This window comes from Schaalia sp. JY-X169 (genome assembly GCF_014069575.1).
In the GTDB taxonomy this organism is placed as follows: Bacteria; Actinomycetota; Actinomycetes; order Actinomycetales; family Actinomycetaceae; genus Scrofimicrobium.
Window position 1 is genome coordinate 1491417 of record NZ_CP059675.1, and the last position, 19288, is coordinate 1510704.

Annotated in this window: 18 protein-coding genes; 5 read left to right on the plus strand and 13 right to left on the minus strand. The window is 58.9% G+C overall.

Features of this window, described 5'->3' with window-relative positions; translation table 11 throughout:
* Nucleotides 1–202 precede the first annotated feature (202 nt).
* From rsfS to H2O65_RS06595, 6 genes are all read right to left on the minus strand, one after another.
* Nucleotides 203–574, minus strand: coding sequence for a ribosome silencing factor (gene rsfS, locus H2O65_RS06570; RefSeq protein WP_182140967.1), 372 nt, complete (start codon nt 572–574; stop codon nt 203–205).
* A 71-nt stretch (nt 575–645) separates the two neighbouring features.
* Nucleotides 646–1233, minus strand: a complete 588-nt coding sequence (gene nadD, locus H2O65_RS06575; protein WP_182142701.1) for a nicotinate-nucleotide adenylyltransferase — start codon at nt 1231–1233, stop codon at nt 646–648.
* A gap of 32 nt (nt 1234–1265) precedes the next feature.
* On the minus strand, nt 1266–2789 hold the full coding sequence (gene obgE / locus H2O65_RS06580; RefSeq protein WP_182142702.1) for a GTPase ObgE: 1524 nt from the start codon (nt 2787–2789) through the stop codon (nt 1266–1268).
* Nucleotides 2790–2874: 85 nt separating this feature from the next.
* Nucleotides 2875–3132, minus strand: coding sequence for a 50S ribosomal protein L27 (gene rpmA, locus H2O65_RS06585; protein ID WP_182140968.1), 258 nt, complete (start codon nt 3130–3132; stop codon nt 2875–2877).
* Nucleotides 3133–3162: 30 nt separating this feature from the next.
* Nucleotides 3163–3471: a 50S ribosomal protein L21 gene (gene rplU, locus H2O65_RS06590; protein WP_182140969.1), complete on the minus strand. Its 309-nt coding sequence runs from the start codon at nt 3469–3471 to the stop codon at nt 3163–3165.
* 168 nt (nt 3472–3639) lie between these two features.
* Nucleotides 3640–6126: an Rne/Rng family ribonuclease gene (locus H2O65_RS06595; protein ID WP_182140970.1), complete on the minus strand. Its 2487-nt coding sequence runs from the start codon at nt 6124–6126 to the stop codon at nt 3640–3642.
* 478 nt (nt 6127–6604) lie between these two features.
* Here H2O65_RS06595 and H2O65_RS06600 point away from each other — a divergent pair, with 478 nt between their 5' ends.
* From H2O65_RS06600 to H2O65_RS06620, 5 genes are all read left to right on the plus strand, one after another.
* Nucleotides 6605–8152, plus strand: coding sequence for a cytochrome ubiquinol oxidase subunit I (locus H2O65_RS06600; protein WP_182140971.1), 1548 nt, complete (start codon nt 6605–6607; stop codon nt 8150–8152).
* A 15-nt stretch (nt 8153–8167) separates the two neighbouring features.
* Nucleotides 8168–9325 carry a cytochrome d ubiquinol oxidase subunit II gene (gene cydB, locus H2O65_RS06605; protein WP_182140972.1) on the plus strand — a complete coding sequence of 386 codons (1158 nt, stop codon included), beginning with the start codon at nt 8168–8170 and terminating at the stop codon, nt 9323–9325.
* Between the two features lie 170 nt (nt 9326–9495).
* Nucleotides 9496–11328, plus strand: coding sequence for a thiol reductant ABC exporter subunit CydD (cydD, locus tag H2O65_RS06610; protein WP_182140973.1), 1833 nt, complete (start codon nt 9496–9498; stop codon nt 11326–11328).
* Nucleotides 11325–13094, plus strand: coding sequence for a thiol reductant ABC exporter subunit CydC (gene cydC / locus H2O65_RS06615; protein ID WP_182140974.1), 1770 nt, complete (start codon nt 11325–11327; stop codon nt 13092–13094). The genes cydD and cydC overlap by 4 nt, the downstream gene beginning before the upstream one ends.
* Nucleotides 13094–14248 (plus strand): sensor histidine kinase, encoded by a 1155-nt coding sequence (locus H2O65_RS06620; RefSeq protein WP_182140975.1) that lies wholly within the window; start codon nt 13094–13096, stop codon nt 14246–14248. Before cydC ends, H2O65_RS06620 begins: the two co-directional genes overlap by 1 nt.
* 113 nt (nt 14249–14361) lie before the next feature.
* Here H2O65_RS06620 and H2O65_RS06625 read toward each other — a convergent pair whose 3' ends face one another.
* From H2O65_RS06625 to rsmD, 7 genes are all read right to left on the minus strand, one after another.
* Nucleotides 14362–14988, minus strand: coding sequence for a response regulator transcription factor (locus tag H2O65_RS06625; RefSeq protein WP_182142703.1), 627 nt, complete (start codon nt 14986–14988; stop codon nt 14362–14364).
* Nucleotides 14989–15144: 156 nt separating this feature from the next.
* Complete coding sequence (mutM, locus tag H2O65_RS06630) at nt 15145–16002, minus strand: bifunctional DNA-formamidopyrimidine glycosylase/DNA-(apurinic or apyrimidinic site) lyase (protein WP_182140976.1); 858 nt, start codon at nt 16000–16002, stop codon at nt 15145–15147.
* A complete protein-coding gene (gene rnc / locus H2O65_RS06635; RefSeq protein ID WP_182140977.1) occupies nt 15995–16714 on the minus strand; it encodes a ribonuclease III in 720 nt (239 codons plus the stop codon). The genes mutM and rnc overlap by 8 nt, the downstream gene beginning before the upstream one ends.
* On the minus strand, nt 16707–17291 hold the full coding sequence (locus tag H2O65_RS06640) for a DUF177 domain-containing protein (RefSeq protein WP_182140978.1): 585 nt from the start codon (nt 17289–17291) through the stop codon (nt 16707–16709). Before H2O65_RS06640 ends, rnc begins: the two co-directional genes overlap by 8 nt.
* A gap of 40 nt (nt 17292–17331) precedes the next feature.
* The gene (locus H2O65_RS06645; protein WP_259349473.1) at nt 17332–18096 is read right to left on the minus strand and encodes a hypothetical protein; all 765 of its coding nucleotides are present in this window, start codon (nt 18094–18096) and stop codon (nt 17332–17334) included.
* A 40-nt stretch (nt 18097–18136) separates the two neighbouring features.
* Complete coding sequence (gene coaD / locus H2O65_RS06650; protein WP_182140979.1) at nt 18137–18709, minus strand: pantetheine-phosphate adenylyltransferase; 573 nt, start codon at nt 18707–18709, stop codon at nt 18137–18139.
* 9 nt (nt 18710–18718) lie between these two features.
* The gene (gene rsmD, locus H2O65_RS06655) at nt 18719–19288 is read right to left on the minus strand and encodes a 16S rRNA (guanine(966)-N(2))-methyltransferase RsmD (RefSeq protein ID WP_182140980.1); all 570 of its coding nucleotides are present in this window, start codon (nt 19286–19288) and stop codon (nt 18719–18721) included.

Consider the following 19288-nt stretch of genomic DNA (forward strand, 5'->3'; position numbering starts at 1 on the left):
CAACTATACGCGGGGGCAAGTAAGGGCGGCAAATCTGGAAGACGTGCGCCCGGACACAGCGGCCCAGAGACAGCGGCCCAGAGACAGCGGCTCAGATACAGCGGCCCGTCGGCAGCGGCTCAGACACAGCAGTATGGACACAGCAACCCGTCGGCAGCCCAGAGGCAGCCACTTGAAGACGACCAGCGCTAAGGTTGCCGGCCTACCGCGTTGTAGATACCTCGGTGATGTTGACTCGTGGGGCCTGATTCCACAGTTTGTCCAAGGCATAGAAGTCCCGTGCTTCCCGCAAGAAGATGTGTACAGCCACATCGCCGTAGTCAAGCAGCAGCCACTCCGAGTTCTGGTCGCCTTCGACGCGGGGTGAACGCCCCAGAGCCTCATGCACGTCATCCTCAATGCCAGACTTCACGCCGCTGAGGTGCCGGGGGTTATCAGCTGTGACAATCAGGAATGCGTCGCTAAATGGCAGTACGCCAGTCACATCGATAGCAACCAGATCTTCGGCCAGGGCATCAGCAGCAGCCTGGGCCGCTGCATTCAGCAGCTCCGTGGTCTCTTCGCTCAGAGTCATCAATCTCCTTCTCGGGTTTTCTTCTTACCAAGTTTTAGAAATGTCGTGCACGCCAGTGCTAGGGGAACGTTCTACTGATACAAAGCGTACTTGTCGATGTACTGCACCACGCCGTCAGGCACCAAGTACCAAATTGGCTCCCCCTCAGCGACCCGCCGCCGGCAATCGCTTGAGGAGATCGCCATGGCTGGCACCTCCACCAGATCAACCTTGTCCTCTGGGAGACCGCCGACATCTAGGTCGTGACCCGGCCGGGACACCCCGATGAAGTGCGCCGATTCGAATAGTTCATCAACATGCTTCCAGTTGAGAATGTCGTGAAGGGCATCAGCTCCGGTGATGAAGTACCAGTCGACATCCGGTTCGACAGCGCGCAAGTCCCGCAGGGTCTCATACGTGTACGTCAGTCCCCCACGATCGATGTCGACACGAGACACCGTAAAGCGGTTGTTCGAGGCCGTCGCGATCACCGTCATCAAGTAGCGGTGTTCCGCAGCGGTTGTGTCACGATCCTGTTTGAAAGGCTGGGTGGACGTGGGTACAAAGACCACTTGCTCCAACCCGAAGCGGCTCATCACTTCCGAGGCGGCAACTAAGTGACCGTGGTGGATGGGATCAAACGTTCCACCCATGATCCCAATGCGGCGCCGACGCCTCATCGGCCCAACCCCAACGCCAGCATTGACTCCGTTCACTCTGTCTTCCCCGGGTCCGTCCAAATACCCTGGGACGCCTCATCACGCAGCTCCTGGCGCGCACGTTCCTTGCCATCCATCTGCTCAAGATACCCGGCCCGGCGCTCCCGATGCGTTGACCTGGTTCGTTCGTGAAGTCGTGGATCCTCCCCACGACCTGCCAACAGTTCAGCTCCCGTGGCGATTGACGGCTCCCAATCAAAGATCAGCCCGCCCTCAACTTCACCAATCACCACCGGGTCCCCGGGCATAGCCCCCGCGCGAACCAGCTCATCTTCAACACCCGCGGAAGCCAAACGGTCAGCAAGATAACCAACCGCCTCATCATTGCCGAAGTTGGTTTGTTTCACCCATAGTTCCGGCTTACGACCCCGCACCTGGTACACAGACTCACCGCCAAACTGAATCTTCTTCACTGTGATTGTGTCCGAAGAACCCACTGCCCGAGGACGGATGACAACGCGAGCCTCTTCCCGTGCTTCTTCTGCAACGCGGTTCTCTTCCACGATGGCGGCCAGTGCGAAGGACAGCTCCTTCAGCCCTTCATGCGACACCGCTGAGACTTCAAACGACTGCAAACCCCGTGCGTCCAGATCGGCTTTCACCATGTCCGCAAGCTCGCGGCCGTCTGGGATATCAATCTTGTTGAGAATCACCACGCGAGGGCGCTCTGCCAGGGGAACATAACCTTCGATCTCGCCGAGGTCGCCCTGGTAGGCGGCAAGTTCCGCTTCAATCGTGTCTAGGTCCCGCAGCGGATCCCGCTCGACCTCGAATGAGGCCGTGTCGATAACGTGGGCGATCACCGAGCAACGTTCAATGTGGCGGAGGAAATCAAGGCCGAGGCCCTTCCCCTCCGAAGCACCCGGGATCAAGCCTGGCACATCCGCGATCGTGTATCGCTGACCGCCCGCATCAACAACTCCGAGGTTTGGCACCAGGGTGGTGAAGGGATAGTCGGCGATCTTAGGTCGCGCAGCCGACATGGCTGCAATCAAGGATGACTTACCTGCTGACGGATAGCCGACGAGGGCGACATCCGCGATCGACTTCAGTTCAAGAACGACATCCGCTTCCTCACCCGGTTCGCCAAGCAGGGCGAAACCCGGTGCACGCCGGGCCCTGTTAGCCAGCGCAGCATTGCCCAGTCCCCCGCGCCCGCCCTCGGCAACAACAATCTCATCACCCAGCGCTGAAAGGTCAGCAAGAATCTCCCCTTGCGCGGACTTAACGACAGTTCCAGCGGGAACCGTCAGTACCAAGTCTTGTGCATTCTTCCCGTGACGCAAAGCCCCGGCACCCTGAGTGCCATTCAGCGCCTTGTGGTGTGGTTTGTGATGATAAGTCAGCAAGGTAGTGACCTGGTCATCCGCACGAACAATCACGGACCCCCCGCGTCCCCCGTTTCCACCGTCGGGACCGCCCAGAGGCTTAAACTTCTCCCGGTGCACGGAAGCAACGCCGTGACCACCGTTACCAGCAATCACATTGATCTTTGCGCGATCAACAAAATCCGCCATCATCTTCCCTCACTCTAGGTAGCAAAAGAGGACACCCGCTGCGCGGATGCCCCCCTCGCTGTAATCAGTATGTGTGATACCAGCCTTATGCGGCTGCTTCAACAACGCTGATGGCGCGACGCCCATGAATGTTGCCGAACTCAACGTTTCCGTCGATCAGGGCAAACAGGGTGTCGTCCTTGCCACGACCAACATTGTGGCCGGGGTGGTACTTAGTGCCACGCTGACGGACGATGATTTCGCCTGCCGAAACGTACTGGCCACCAAAACGCTTCACGCCCAGGCGCTGAGCATTCGAGTCGCGGCCGTTACGAGTAGAGCCAACGCCCTTCTTTGATGCCATTTTCTAGCTCCCTAATATCCCGATCGGCGGTTAGCCGATTTCCTTGATCTCAACCACAGTCAGCGGTTGACGGTGACCAAGGCGCTTACGGTAGCCGGTCTTGTTCTTGTACTTGATGATGCGGATCTTCGGACCCTTTGCGTCACCAATAATCTCTGCCTTGACGGTCTTGCCAGCAAGCTTGTCAGAGCCGACCAGAGCGGTTTCGCCGTCAACAATCATGACTGGCTCAAGCTCAACGGTCTCTCCAACTTCAGCCACAACCTTGTCGATTACGACAACGTCGCCAACAGCCACTTTGTCCTGATGGCCGCCAGCCTTCACGATCGCGTAGACCACGTTTTGCTCATCTCTTGTCGGAAAAAATCTTCAAATCGACGCATAAGCGCCGACTAGTAAATCTAACTGAAACCCGCATTCACGGGCAACCTTGAGGGGCCGTTTCGGCCCAATTTGCAGTGTGTAGTTCGGCACGTTGACCAGAAACCGCCGAACTACGGGGCATTGTCACTTCTCGAGGAGGTCGCGAACCGCCGCCCTGGCCGACTCTTCCTTACTGACAGACTGTTCCTTGCTAGCTGATGCGGCCTTTGTTTTCCCCGGGTCCAAGGGTCCAGTGACAACGGCTCTGCGCCGCACAGGACGAGTCACAACCTTGGAAACACTGTGTTGAGTCGGAAGAACAATGTCGTTAACAGAGGCTGGGACAGCCTTCTCAGATGGTGCTGGCTCTCGCTTCGCAGGTTCTCTCTTAGGCTCCTCGCGCTTGGGCGTCTCACGCTTCGTAGCCTCGCGCTTGGGCGTCTCCCGTTCGGTGTGCTCAGATTTAGGCTTGCTGGCAGCCGACGCCACAGGTTCCGTCTCTGTTGCAACTGAGCTAGCCGCAGTTGCTGCCGCGATGGCCGTGAGGGCTGACTTGACCTTCTTGTCACCTACGTGGCTATCACTTTGAGCCTGCTGGCCACGTTCGTCCGAATGACGCTCTCGCCCTCGTCGGTCGTCACCACGAGAGTTCCCACCTTGAGACTGCTTGTGTCGGGGGTGGGACGCACCAGCGCCACTATCCTCAACCGGGTGGTCGTGGACAATAAACCCTCTTCCCTCACACACTTCGCACGTGGTTGAGAAGGTTTCAACCAGCCCCTCCCCAACCCGCTTACGCGTCATTTGGACGAGGCCGAGCGACGTGATTTCTGTGACCTGGTGGCGAGTTCTATCCCTACCAAGTGCCTCCACAAGGCGGCGCAGAACAAGTTCGCGGTTCGCCTCCAGAACCATGTCGACAAAGTCGATGATGATGATTCCGCCAATGTCGCGAAGCCTCAACTGCCGCACGATCTCTTCGGCAGCCTCAAGATTGTTCCGGGTGACGGTCTCTTCCAGGGTGCCCCCAGAGCCGATGAACTTACCCGTATTGACGTCAACTACCGTCATCGCCTCGGTGCGCTCAATGATGAGAGTGCCACCGCTGGGCAGCCAGACCTTGCGGTCCATCCCCTTTGCCAACTGGGCTTTGATGTCCCTCTCTGCGAAGACATCGTCCTTGGAGGTCCACTTCTCGAGCCGGTCAAGAAGCTCAGGGGACAGCTCTTCGACATACTCGTGAACCGTCTGCCACGTCTCCTCACCCTGCACGGTCAGTCGCGTTACGTCCTCGTTAAAGAGGTCCCGAACCACGCGGACCACCATTTCTGGCTCACCCCGCAAGAGGACCGGAGCTTTGCGAGTGGTCGCAACCTTCTTCTCAATCTTGTCCCACTGTTTGGTGAGGCGCTCAACGTCGTCGCGCAGCTGCTCCTCTGAAGCACCCTCGGACGCCGTTCGCACAATGACTCCCGTGCCCTCGGGAACGACCTCTTTGAGGATCTTCTTCAGGCGGTTGCGCTCAGGATCAGGAAGCTTGCGACTTATCCCAAGCACGGTCGAGCCGGGAACCAGGACCAAGTAGCGGCCTGCCAGAGTGATCTGGCTGGTGAGACGCGCGCCTTTGTGGCCAATCGGGTCCTTCGTCACCTGGACGAGGACGTTGTCACCCGCGGAAAGAGCAGTCTCGATACGGCGTGGCTTTCCCTGCATACCAAGGCTGTCCCAGTTGACTTCGCCCGCGTAGAGGACAGCATTACGCCCTCGTCCCACATCGATGAATGCGGCTTCCATTGAGGGCAACACATTCTGTACTTTACCCAGGTAAATGTTGCCAACAATCGACTGATTGGTGCGTCTGGCTACAAAGTGTTCAACGAGGATGCCGTCCTCTAGGACAGCAACCTGGTCAGATCCTTCCTCATGACGAACGATCATCTGCCGGTCAACGGACTCGCGGCGTGCAAGAAACTCCGCCTCAGTGATCGAGTGACGGCGTCGCCCCTCTTTACGGCCCTCGCGGCGGCGCATGCGCTTGGCTTCGAGCCTGGTCGACCCTTTGATCGACTGCACCTGGTCAGCATCACTCGACTCAGGTGCGTCCGCCCCGTCACTGCGAGTCCTGCGGCGCCTGCGACGACTTGAGGAACTGCTTTGGTCGCTTGCCCCTTCAGAAGGCGGCGTCTCCGGGCTGGTTCCTTCTTCTACCTCGGCAGAATCACCCCCGGAGCTGTCATCGGATTTCTTTCTGGCTCCCTGCGCGCCTTGGCGCTTGCTCTTCTGCGCCTGCTTTGCGGGCTGCTGCCCCTCCGCTGATGTCGACTCTGCTTTCGCGGAACCTTTTGCTTTACCGCCACGGGACGAGTCGTCTTGCTCATCGGCCGACTTGTTACGTCCAGAGCCTTGAGTGCCCTTTGTCTGGGAGCCACCACGCTTGGAGGGTGTCCTCTCACTGCGCGCGTCTCCACTGTCGACGCCCACGGCCCGGGGTTCCGCTACCTTCTCAACACGCTCGGGGGCCTGAAAGGCAGGGGCCTGAAAGGCAGGGGCCTGAAACTCGGGGGCCTGAAACAGCAGGGCCGCTGCTGGGGTCTGAGGGGAAGTTGACTTCGCCTCTTTTTCGCTACTCAATTTTTACTCCCACGCGTCGGCGCAACCCCACACCGAGCGCGCCACACGCTAACAAAAACTCGTCCTCAAGTGGGACGGAAAACTTAACGGGCCATTTCCAGTTACCGGTGTTGCTCCGCATTTGCGCTGAACATCCACCTGGTTCCACCCGACGGTGTGGCCGGGGGCCCTTCGATCACATGTTACCGCACGACGTCCCGATCTCTTTGTGGCGCGTCACATAGTGACAAATAGCGCCAAGAATCAATTGCCACTACAAGTCCTTCTTAGATCGCTTGACGAAATGTAAGCAACCTGTGACCCGAAAACACGTAGAACATAGGGCGGAGGACCCAGGAACACGGTAGATTCAGGTTGGGACATGCCGTCACCACTGCGTAAGTCTGGGTTGGATCTTGTTTCTAGGTCTACCGGGTGTGTAGAGGTGCGCTGTGATTCACCGATTACTTTTCCCCGACTGAGATGAAAGGCCAGATGAATGGACATCCTATCGGCAGCGCTTGACACTGTCGCCATAGGAAGGTGGCAGTTCGGCATTACGACTGTCTACCACTTCTTCCTAGTGCCGCTGACCATTGGACTATCGCTCTGCGTAGCGATCATGCAATCCCTTTGGTATGCGACAGGCAAAGATGCGTGGCTGCATGCCACGCGCTTCTTCGGCAAATTACTGCTCATTAACTTCGCCCTAGGCGTTGCGACCGGCATTGTGCAAGAGTTCCAGTTCGGCATGAACTGGTCCGAGTACTCCCGCTACGTCGGCGACATCTTCGGGGCACCCCTTGCCATTGAGGCACTTCTGGCGTTCTTCCTTGAATCGACCTTCCTGGGCTTGTGGATCTTCGGCTGGGGCAGGCTCTCAAAGGGCGTTCACCTGCTCATGATTTGGCTTGTCACCGCTGGCGTGAATCTCTCAGCTCTGTGGATCCTCGCCGCGAACTCCTGGATGCAGCACCCGGTTGGCACCATATTCAACCCTGCTACGGGCCGAGCTGAGCTGGACGGGGTGGGTGGCTTCTTCCAACTGCTTCTCAACCCAGTCCTTTGGTTCACCTTTAGCCACGTGATTACATCAGCCTGGCTCCTAACGGGCACGTTCATCACCGGCATCGCAGTGTGGTGGATGACAAGAGCCGCACGTGAGGGTGGTGAGGCCGGAATGGCCCAAGCGCGCAACGTTTGGCGCCCCGTCACGATCTTCGGGCTCTGGGTAATAGTTATTGGTGGGCTTGGCACCACTGGAACAGGACACTTCCAGGGACAAGAGCTGGTAGAAATACAACCGGCGAAGATGGCCGCTGCCGAGGGAATCTGTGTGGATACTGAAGCGGGTGCATTCACTGTTGCCATGTTCGGAGACTGCCCTCTAGACCGCGACGGCGTACAGCCAACGCGTGTCATCACTGTGCCGGGCGTGGCATCGTTCATGGCCACCAACTCCTTCACTGCTCCGGTCGAGGGCGTGGCCGACGTTCAGGAACGCATGGTCGACCTCATGAACTCCAACGAGGTGTTTGTGGAGAAGTACGGCGACGCTTCTCAGTACAACTTCATCCCACCGCAGATGCCAGTCTTCTGGTCATTCCGAATCATGATTGGCACAGCCGCGTTCTCGGCGCTGCTTGCACTGTGGGGTCTGTGGGCAATCCGCAAGGACCGAGTCCCCACCTCCGTATGGCTCGGTAGGTTCGGCATCTTCTCTATTCCAATGCCATTTATCGGGGTGGCCACTGGCTGGATCTTTACTGAAATGGGTCGCCAACCGTGGGTAGTCGTTCCCAACCTGGTTTCAATGCAGGCCGGTGATCCGCTCGGTGACGTCAACCAGCTGACTCCAATGGGTATCTCGACCGCCGTAAGTGCGGGCCAGATGCTCACGACAATGATCCTCTTCACCGTGCTCTACCTGGCCCTCGGTGTCGTGTGGGTGTGGCTGATGCGTAGGTACGTCCTAGAAGGGGTCTCCGACTTCTCGGATGAGAGCAAGAAGGAAGTCTCTGCTCAAGCCCTCAACTTCGGATACTGATAGGAGCCAATTGAAATGACTGCTCTAGTAGTTATCTGGTTTGTGCTGATTGCGGTCCTGTGGACCGGCTACCTGGTGCTCGAAGGTTTCGACTTCGGTGTTGGAATGCTCCTGCGCATCGTAGGAAAGACACCGGAAGAAAGAACGGCAACAGTGCGTACCATCGGTCCGCACTGGGACGGCAATGAGGTGTGGCTACTCACGGCTGGTGGCGCGATGTTTGCGGCATTCCCACTGTGGTATGCCACCATGTTCTCCGGCATGTACATGGCGCTCTTCCTGCTCTTGGTTCTGCTAATTCTGCGCATTGTTGCAATCGAATGGCGCTCGAAGATCAAGTCGCAAAAGTGGGTCAACACCTGGGACACATTCCAAGTCATCGCTGGCTACGGTGCACCACTGATCCTTGGTGTCGCATTCTCGAACCTGGTTTCTGGCATGAAGATCGAAGCCCAGACACCTACCGTTGTGGATGGCCGACTCCAAGTCACAACGATTGAGCCCAGTGCGGTATCTGGCGCGCTTGAGACGGGCAATATCGCCTTCAACCTGACCGGCGGCTTCTGGTCGCTGTTCACGTTCTACTCCCTGTGGGGAGGCCTGACCCTGGTGGCAATTAGTTTCGCTCAAGGAAGCCAGTTCCTCTCTTTGAAGACTGAGGGTGAAGTCCAGAAGCGAGCCACGAAGATCTCTGCACCTGCCTCGATTGTTGCCCTCGTCATGGGGGCGGTCTGGGTCATCTGGGGTCAACTTACCTACTCCGCAAACGCATGGTCGTGGATCCCGCTGCTGGTTGCTGCCGTGTCACTGATTCTCACGGCCATGTTCTCCCAGTCAGCAACACGCAATGAGGGACGGGCATTCCTCTTCTCGTCACTTGGGATCGCTAGTGCCGTGGCGTGGGTCTTCTCAACCATGGCCCCCTACGTGATGAAGTCGTCGATTGCGCCTGAGTATTCGCTAACCATGGACTGGGCCTCATCAACACAGCCCACCTTGACCGTCATGTTGGTGGTTGCGATTGTCCTGGTCCCGATCGTCATCGGCTACACCCTGTGGTCGTACTACGTGTTCCGCGGTCGTATCGACCCGAAGTCGACCTACGCGACGCAAGGCTTGCTGCCGAAGAGCATTCGCCCTAAGTCGAACTTCCTGACTGGGAAGCAAGGCTAGCTAGGCAGAGTTTCGGCTCAACAAGGGCCTGTGCCCACCAGTTAGTTGGCGCAGAAGAATGCGGTCTCCGAGTATTCGGGGGCCGCATTCCTCGCGTTTGGGAGCAGGCGTCTTGAGGCTCAGGGAGCACATGTGAAGTGTTTTCGTGAGAAACCTGGGACAATGGTCCGGTGAAACCGTTTGACCCCCGACTCCTCAAATATGCCCGATCCACACGACGCTTCATCGTTGAGATTGCCGTCCTCGGCCTGATCACCGCGATTCTGGTGATTGTCCAGGCCTTCACCATCTCAAACGCTGTCAGTCCAGTCATCACGAATGGCACACCCCTGCAGGACATCCTACCAACCATCGGGATTCTCTTCCTCATCGTGGTAACGCGGGCTCTGGCCACCTACTTCCGTGAGGCCCGCGCCCACCGCGCAGCAGACCGCGCAATCGACGCGCTCCGGAGCGAAGTCACAAGGAAAGCGGTTCGCCTCGGCCCCAGGTGGAGGGCGCGCCACGCCACCGAAACGGCCACTCTCTTGACACGCGGCCTCGACGACCTGGAACCGTACTTCGTGAAGTTCCTCCCCCAGCTCCTCCTCACACTGACGGTGACACCGCTGGCGTTGCTGACAATCTTGATGTTGGACTTCTGGTCAGCACTCATCGCGGTGGTGGTAATCCCACTGATCCCCATCTTCATGGTCCTCATCGGTCGACTCACCCAGGGCTTCTCGCAGAAGAAACTCATCGCAATGGAGCGTCTCGGTGCCCAACTCCTCGACCTCTTGACGGGGCTGCCGACGCTACGCGCACTGGGTCGCGAGAAAGGGCCACGAACCCACCTTGTTCGTCTCAGCAAGCAGAACACCCAGACAACCATGCAGACGCTCCGGGTCGCGTTCCTTTCTGGTGGCGTCCTCGAGTTCATGGCAACCCTGTCGGTCGCCCTCGTCGCCGTGCAGGTGGGTATGCGAATGGTCAGTGGGCATCTCAGCCTGGGCGTGGGACTGATAATCATCATGCTGGCACCCGAGGTTTTCGAACCCTTGCGTCAGGTTGGAGCCCAGTTCCACGCCTCCACAAACGGGGTTGCAGCAGCGGAAGAATGCTTCACAATCCTTGAAGAGGACGAACCCAGCCACGGGGATATCCACCCGGCCCCCGCCGGCACGACGCCAATCTCCATAGAGCACCTCTCTGTTGCCGCCCGCGGAGCCTGGGCGCCCTCGGACCTGAGTGGAACGATTGAACCCGGCAGAATCAGCGCCCTGGTTGGCGCATCCGGCGGAGGTAAGTCAACCACGGTGCAAGTGCTCCTCGGCTTTGAAGACGCAACAAAGGGAAGCATTCTGGTCGGCAGCGATGACGGCACGCGCGTTCCGATCAGCTCGATCAACCGTGAGGAATGGTGGGAAGGGATCGCGTGGATCCCCCAGCACCCCACCATCACCCCGGGAACCGTCCTGCAAAATGTTCGCGGGGATGACCTCGCCATCAGCAGCGCCACGCCCGGTAGTAGCGGATCTCCCGGACCCGACATTCTTGCGGCGGCCGCAGCAACGGGTTTCGACGAGGTCGTAGCATCACTGCCCTCCGGCTGGGAAACACCAGTTGGTTCTGGCGGAGTGGGGCTGTCAGTTGGGCAACGCCAACGACTAGCCCTCACCCGGACCCTCGTCTCTCCCCCTTCAATGCTGATCCTCGACGAACCAACCGCGCACCTGGATGCGCTGAGCGAAGGGCAGGTCGTGGCGGTGCTTCGCGAACTGAAAGCATCCGGGTCAACAATCCTTGTCATTGCCCACCGCAACGCCGTGGTCCAGGCTGCCGACACCGTCCTCCACGTTGCATCTGCTGGTGCGACCGACGAGGAGATCCAGGAGTACCCGCAGTTGGAAGACGACTTTGAACTCGCTGATCTAAGTGGCACACTACCGGGCCTACTGGACCCGGCTGCCCTGAATCCCGTCGGTGACGGCGATGTCGACGTAGAACTGGAGGTCCGCAAGTGACCCTGTTCCTCACAAGAACTGAGCGAAAGGCTCTTCGACGCATCGTCAAAATGCTGGGGCTCCGCCCCGGAGGTATGGCGCTCTCTCTGCTCTACGGCGTCGCCGGGTTGGGTTCAGCCATTGGGCTCGCTGCCGTGTCTGCCTGGCTGATAGCAAGAGCCTCCCAGATGCCACCCGTCCTCTACTTGAGCGTCGCAGCAACTTCGGTGCGCATGTTCGGTGTCATGAGGGCTCTCTTCCGCTATATGCAACGCATTGCCAGCCACAAAGTCGCCCTCGAAGGAATGGACTCACTGCGTCTGCGCATCTACGACACGCTCACAGATGGTCCAATCGACCGCGTCGCAGCAATCCAACGCGGCGACCTGCTTGCCAGAATCGGAGCTGATATTGACGCGGTGGGAGATTACATCGTTAAGTCTCTTCTTCCCTTCCTAGTCGCGTCGATCGTTGGAGTTGGAACGGTTATTGGGTTCGCATTCCTTTCCATTCCCGCAGCTATCGTGCTTGCCGTCGGCCTGCTCCTTTCCGGCGTGGTGGCTCCGCTTCTCATGGCGCACTCGGCGCGCGCTGCTGAGAAAGAAGAGCAGGCCGCTCGCCAACAATTGTCCGTGACAACGCTTGACCTCTTAGAGTCTGCTGACGAACTTGCCGTGTCGGGGCGTCTCGGAGCGACTTTCGCCCGGTTGCGGCTCACTTCAGCAGCATTGGACAAAGCACGCGGCCTGGCTGCTCGGCCTGCCGCATTCGCTACCGCACTGGACCGTTTTGCGATGGGAGGTGTCGTTGTCGGAGTTCTGCTTGTAGCAACCCCTGAAACGAATGCCGGACTGGTCGCAGCCGTCGCCCTCGCCGTCCTCGTCCTCACCCCGCTCACGGCCTTTGAGGGCACCGCGGATCTTGGTGCAGCAGCCGTCCAACTCATCCGCTCGGCACGCGCCGCGGAACGGATCGACAACCTGCTGGGGCCCGAGGACGCAAAGCCCTCTCCAACCCACCGCATCCCCGAAACTGACCAGCCAGAAGTCCAAGCACACGACCTGGCAGTTGGATGGCCGGGTCGTCCCACCGCGCTTGAGGGCGTGAACCTAGACCTCTCCCCCGGTAAGGTCGTGGCAATCGTTGGTCCGTCAGGGATTGGCAAATCCACACTGCTCTATACGCTGGCGGGCATGCTGGAGCCCAAGGGCGGGCAGGCCGACTTGAATGGGGTTGAACTGTGGGGTGGCGACCGAGACGAAGTCACGCACAACGTGTCACTCACAACTGAAGATGCGCACGTCTTCGCAACCACTCTCTATGAGAACCTGCGCGTCGCCAGAGGTGACCTGACTCGTGATGAATGCAAGGTGCTTCTGGGCCAGGTCGGTCTTAGCGACTGGCTAGGCTCCCTGCCGAACGGCCTCGACACTCTCCTGGGTGTCGGCGCAACCTCCATATCGGGAGGAGAACGCCGCAGGCTCCTTCTGGCTCGCGCACTCGCGTCCCCCGCGCGTCTACTCCTTCTTGACGAACCCGGCGAACACCTCGACGCGCAGACCGCCGACTCAGTCCTCAAGTCATTGTTCGAGGGCGGAGGCACCAACCGCGGCCTCGTCGTAGTGACCCACCGACTCACGGGCCTTGAGGCAGCGGATCAGGTGATTGTTCTACGCCCCGCCCTCAGCCGGGAAAAGTCCGCAACTGTCGGTGCAAACGGCACCCACGCGGAGCTGCTTGCCAGCGTTCCTGACTACCGTTGGGCCGCAGAACAGGAGCGCGCATAGTGCAAGACCCACTACAGCAGTGGTTTGACGCCATCTGCCTTTTCACGAAGCCACTGGTTGAAGATCCCGACGATGACGACGGTGAGGCCCTCACACTGTTCGCACAGCAGGCCCTCGCGGCGTCCAACTCGAAGTCAGCGGCTGTTTTTATGCCGACGGTTGGTGGTGTGTGGCTCTGTGAGGCCGCAGCCGCCTTTTCGGATGAGGGCGGGGCGGCAGCGTCCGCGCTGATTGGGGCCGCTTTCGACCTTGGGGACGCGCAACGCCAGCTGCTCACCGAGGGCGAGACACTTCCACTGGGGCCCCAGCTCTTCGTCCCATTGAAGATACAGGGGGCCCTGCAGGGCTGCCTGGTCCTTGAGCGAGCCGAACAAGATCTTCCGTTCACCAGTTCGGACCGCCAGTTGGCGATGGCTTACGGCCGTCAGGGTGCACTCGCCCTCGACCTGATCGGTTCCCGTCAGGCACACGACCTCGCAGTGCTATTTGAAGAGCGGGACCGCATCAGCCGTGACCTGCACGACCTGGGGATTCAGCACCTATTCGCCACCGGGATGCTCTTGCAGAAACTCAAGGCAGAAGTTGATGCCGGCCTCTCCCCCCGCAAGACAAAGAACGGCCTGCAGGAGGCGATGGAACGACTTGACGAAGCGGTGCACCAGATTCGTAACATCGTGTATCGCCTGCGGGACGAGGACGCCTCAGTTGGGCTTGTTGACGCGGTAGAACGTGAAGCCACCGTTGCCCGATCAAACCTGGGCTTCGCACCAACGATCACATTTGAGGTTGATGAGGTGCAGATTCGGCCGGGCTCGCAAGAGATGCAGCAGCTAAGGACGCGCGCTCCCGAACTCGTCAACGAGTCGTTGTCCGAGGACGTTGTCGCGGTTATCCGCGAGTCGCTAACAAACATTGCACGCCACGCGGGAGCCCACTCAGCTCAGGTGAAAGTCAGCCTCTTTGGAGCCGGGCCAACCGGTGAAATCGAGGTTCTCATCGTTGATGATGGGGCTGGAGTCGACCCGAGCCAGTCAAGAAGTTCTGGCATTGCAAACATGCAACGACGGGCCACAAACCACGGCGGGTCATTTGCCGTTGGTGCGGGTCCGCGGGGACGGGGAACCTCACTGGTGTGGCGTAGCCCGCTTGAGTAGCTACCCGAGGCACCGCGCCGCGAAATGTATACGTGGGGAACCAATGTGCGTCTGGGGTACTAACCCCAGAGCACCATCCGCTCCCAACATATACATTTCGTTAATCCGAGGTGCTAGCCCGCGCTCCCCTGGCGCCACGGTACCGAACGCTGCGAGGCAACCCAGGCAGCAACCTGGGTTCGCCGCTGCAAGCCCATCTTTGAAAGCAGGGAGGTGATGTGGTTTTTCACGGTCTTCTCCGCGATCCCCAGGTGTTCACCAATCTCACGGTTCGACATACCATCACCGATGAGGTCGAGAACCCGCCTCTCAGACGGGGTGAGTGACGCTGTCGGATCATTGGACTCAGCTTGGCGCCGGGTAACTGTCGCAGCATCGAGCATTACGCGGCCCTCCGAGACCGCGGCGATAATATCGTTGATCTCGCTTCCGCGAATCGTCTTCAGAATGTACGCGCGTGCTCCGGCATCGAGCGCCTCCGACACTGCCGCATCATCGTCGAATGTCGTGAGGACAATCGGCTTCGCATCAGGGTTGAACTGTTTGAACCCCTTCATCACGTCGATACCTGTACCATCGGGGAGTTGCAGATCAACAAGCAGCACGTCGGGACTCACTATCGCACCGCGGCGCAGCGCGTCCTCAACAGATCCCGCTTCCGCAACCACCTGAAAGCGTGGATCCCTATCAACAATGTCCGCGATACCTCGACGGACGATCTCATGGTCATCCACAATCATGACGCGAACGACCAGGCCTGGAGACTCGACGTTTCTATTCACCGCTCCATGATACGGGAAAAAAGTCCCAGGATATGCCACCTTCTTGCACGTCTGTGCCGGGAACAGCTAGTCGTACTACCCAGGGGTCGGGATGTTGGTCCCCGGAGTCGCAGGTTAGTCCGGAAGCTTCTGACATTCGGCGCAGAAATGGTGAGAGCGCCCATTGATGACCTGACGTTCAACCGGATGTCCACAACGTTTGCACGGCTCTGCCTCACGCCCGTATACCTGTAGCGATCGAGCAAAGTACCCCGGATCACCGTCAGTATTCAGGTAGAGCGCGTCGAAGGAAGTTCCCCCTACTGCGACCGCCTCTGTCATTACGTCGCGGGCGGCCTCAACAACGTTGGTAGCAGTTGCGGACGACATGGTGTCGGAACGAACCAAACCATTGATACCTGCTCTAAAGAGCGCTTCATCGGCATAGATGTTGCCGATCCCAGAGATCACAGTCTGGTCAAGCAAAACAGTCTTGATGAACCTTCGGGTCCGCAGCATTGGCGTGGTCCACAGTTCAAGAGGAGCGTCCTCCAAAGGGTCGGGAGCGATGCTCCGTGCTACTTCCGGAACTAAGCGGCCTGTCGCGTCCTCAACTAGTCGTGAAATCGTCAGGTGACCAAACATGCGTGGGTCAATAAATGAGACCTTCTGACCGTCATCCATTGTCAAACGGACGTGCTCATGGCGCCCCAACCCGTCTGAAGACCCCTCGAGAATACGAACGTGTCCCGACATTCCAAGGTGGATGACGAGGGCGGAGTCGGCCTCGTCAAACTCCATCCACATGAATTTCCCACGGCGTTCAACCGCTGTGACCTGTGAGTTGGTGAGGTGTGCGTGAAGATCCACCATTCCCTGAGGGTTGTTGCGGACCAAACGTCCTCCACCACCCTCGACAGAGACAATTCGGTGCCCGCGCAAATGACGGTCGATGCCGCGACGGATCGTTTCGACCTCTGGCAGTTCAGGCATGCACATCCTTGGTGAGGATCTCAAGGCCGACATGCGCCGCCATATTCTCAGCAATCTTCTTGGAGCGCCCCTGCCCCTGGGCGACACTGCGGCCATCGACCAGCAGGTCAGCAGTGTAGTAGCGATCATGGTCGGGGCCACTCCCGGTGACAACAAAGTCGATGTCTCCGAGGTTTCTATCCCGCACAAGTCGGGCCAAAGGAGTCTTCCAGTCAGCGACAGCCTCCGGCTCTCCGGCCTTGTCAATGAGTGGTGTGAGGTGTTGGAGAAGCGCCTTACGAGTTGGTTCAAGTCCGTTTGAAAGGTAGGTCGCCCCAATCAGGGCTTCCACTGTGTCGGAAAGAATCGAGGCCTTGTCGCGGCCGCCCGTCTTGTTCTCACCAACACCCAGGAGGATGAATTCACCGAGTCCGATGCTTCGCGCCAACTCAGCCAGAGGCTTCTGTGAAACAACTGAAGAACGTAACCGTGCGAGGTCGCTTTCTGGCACGTCCGGGAAACGATGGTAGAGCTCATCAGTAGTGATGATGGACAAGACCGAATCCCCAAGAAACTCAAGCCGCTCATTATTGCCAGCTAGGCCGGCCTCATTGGCGAAAGACCTATGGGTAAGCGCCAGGATCAGCAGCTCGGGATCAATGGCGGCTCCCCAAGCATGCACCAACGCGTCGGCATCGGGGTTTGCCGCACCAGACGGCGATGCCTTAGTCATTGTCTACGTCAAGCAGCGACTGGAGGGACGCAAAACGTGGGTCGACAATCTCGTGTGAGTGCCCTGGTTCCGCATCGCGCCAGCGAATCCCACAGTGCTCGCACATCCCCTCGCAATCCTCACTGCACAGAGGCTGTAAAGTTACGTCACCGAAGAGGGCGTCCCTCAACAGTGGTTCAAGATCCACACTGTCTTGCTCAATCAGGTAGTCAGGATCAAGTTGGTCTCCTTCAACCTCAACGTCCTCGCGGTCATCGGACTTGCGAGTTCGGGATCGGTTGCTTGAAGCGGTTTGCATGTAAAGTTCGCCAGCGTTGATCTCAACCGGCACAGTGGTCGGATCGAGGCAACGGACACACTCCCCCGCAAGCTCGGCATTGCCTTGCATTTCGACATAAACGCCCTCGTCGACGCTTGTTACAGCAACGGTCAATGGCAGTGTCGTGCCCGGGGTCAAGGTGAGCACATGGGTACCCCAACCTTCAGGCACCTGCCACGTCACCTCACGCTCCGTGCGGGAACCGGTGCGGCGCGGCTGGTCCCGCAGTGAAAGCCGCAAGTCAGTCTTCTCAGTCATGTCAACTCTTCTCTTCTACGGCACCCGATAGGGTGGCCGATCAGTCGAGATTGATGTTAGCCGCCTCGTCAACCCTTTCACGATCTGACAGTGCGCGAAGCCCCGCCTCTGTGCGGCGCAAAAGGTCGTTGAGCAGGCTTGACGTCTGTTCAAGAGAGTTTGCAACGTATGATTCGGCCCCTTGACGAAGGCCCGCGGCTTCACGCTTAGCCTGCATGACCAGGTCTCGGGCCCGCTGCTGCGAGATCTCCGTAATTTGGTCGGCAGACACCAAGCGGTCGGCCTGCGCGTGCGCGTCAGCAAGCAAGGCTTCAACCTCGGACGTTGCCCGTGCCTTCACCGTTGCGGCCTCTTCATTGGCACGTCCAACCTTGCGTTCTGCCTCATCAACTGCTTCAGCTAGGAGAGCATCGGCTTTACTGCGCGCATCATCAAGGAGCGTGCGTGCCTTCAAAGATGCCTCGGCAACCGCTGCCTCTGCGACATCGTCAGCCCTGCCAAGAACGGCATCAGCATCCGCAACAACTGCGTCAGCGACAACCAGGTCATCTGGAAGCGCTTCGCGCGCCTGATTCACTAGGTCAAGGATCTCCGCTTTGTTGAGGACAATGTTTGCGGAAAGTGGCACGGCGCGCGCAGACTCAACAAGAATTTGGATTTGGTCGAGTGCCGCGATAACAGTGGACGGACCGTATGATCCGCCCTCCGCGTAAATGTCCCTATCTTCCAGCGTCCCAGCATCATCATTTGCCGGGGGGGTGACATCAAGGGGGGCGTGGTCTTCTGAATCGTATCGTTGCGGCATCGGCGCTCCTGTATCAAGACTCTCTATTGTTCGCGTGCACTCACGAAACCGGGCGCTGCTTCCCGGCTCCATCCTCACGGTCCTTCGCTTCTTCCAAGTCTAGGGTCGAAGCGTTCGATTGCTGGGACAATTCGCTGTGTCTGCCGTCAATGGCGGCCGCCACCAGAGGTGGGACCAGCCCCTCCAGAGGAGCACCGTACCTGGCCAGCTCCCTGACGATTGATGAGGACAGGGTTGCCCACTGCGAGTCTGCTGGCAAGATCAGCGTGTCGATGCCAGAAAGCTTGCGGTTTACCGCTGCCTGAGTGTATTCCCATTCCCAGTCTGCGGACGAGCGGCTTCCTTTGATAATGACGGTCGCACCAACGTGCTCTGCGTAGTCTGTCGTCAACCCCTCGAACTGCCCGACCGAAACGTTATCCAGCTCCAGCTGATCTTCCACTGTGCGCCGCAACAGCTCCACCCTCTGCGCAACTGACATCCAGCCCGGCTTCGCCATGTTGAAGCCAACGGCCACAACAACGTGATCAAAAATCTGGGCCGCTCTGGTGATCAGGTCCAAATGCCCGTTTGTCACGGGGTCGAAGCTGCCTGGAAAGAGTGCCGTCACCATGGGGTTATCCTAGGCTTCACTTGCTGCCAACCCCAGGTACCACGCCGCGGTATCACCCCAGCGCTTGCCTGAGAGCACCGTAAGTTCAGGGGGAATAGTCGGCTCGGGCGATCTTCCATCCCGCTCCAAAACAATCGTGGCATCCACGTGGAGGTGCGGAAGCAGAGCCTCAAGCACCCCACTTACCTCCTGTTCGGTGCAACTGTACGGGGGATCAATGAAAACGAGGTCGAGTCCTTCCCGCGTTGGCCGGGCACGCTTCAGATAGTCGGTGACGTCACTTGTGGCTACCGTGAGCACGTCCTGGACCCCGCAGCTCTGGGCGTTCTTGCGAACTACTGCGCTGGCTGCAGGAGACTTTTCCACGGCTACGGCGTCTGCCGCGCCCCTGGACAGTGCTTCCAAAGCCAATGCGCCAGAACCCGCAAATAGGTCAAGAACGTGTGCATCCTCAACTGCGCCCCACCCAAGAAGCCTAGAAAAAATAGCTCCTCTCACCTTGTCCGAGGTCGGTCGAGTCCCCTGAGAGGGAATTTCGAGCCTGCGCCCCTTTGCGGCCCCGGCGATGATGCGTGTCAT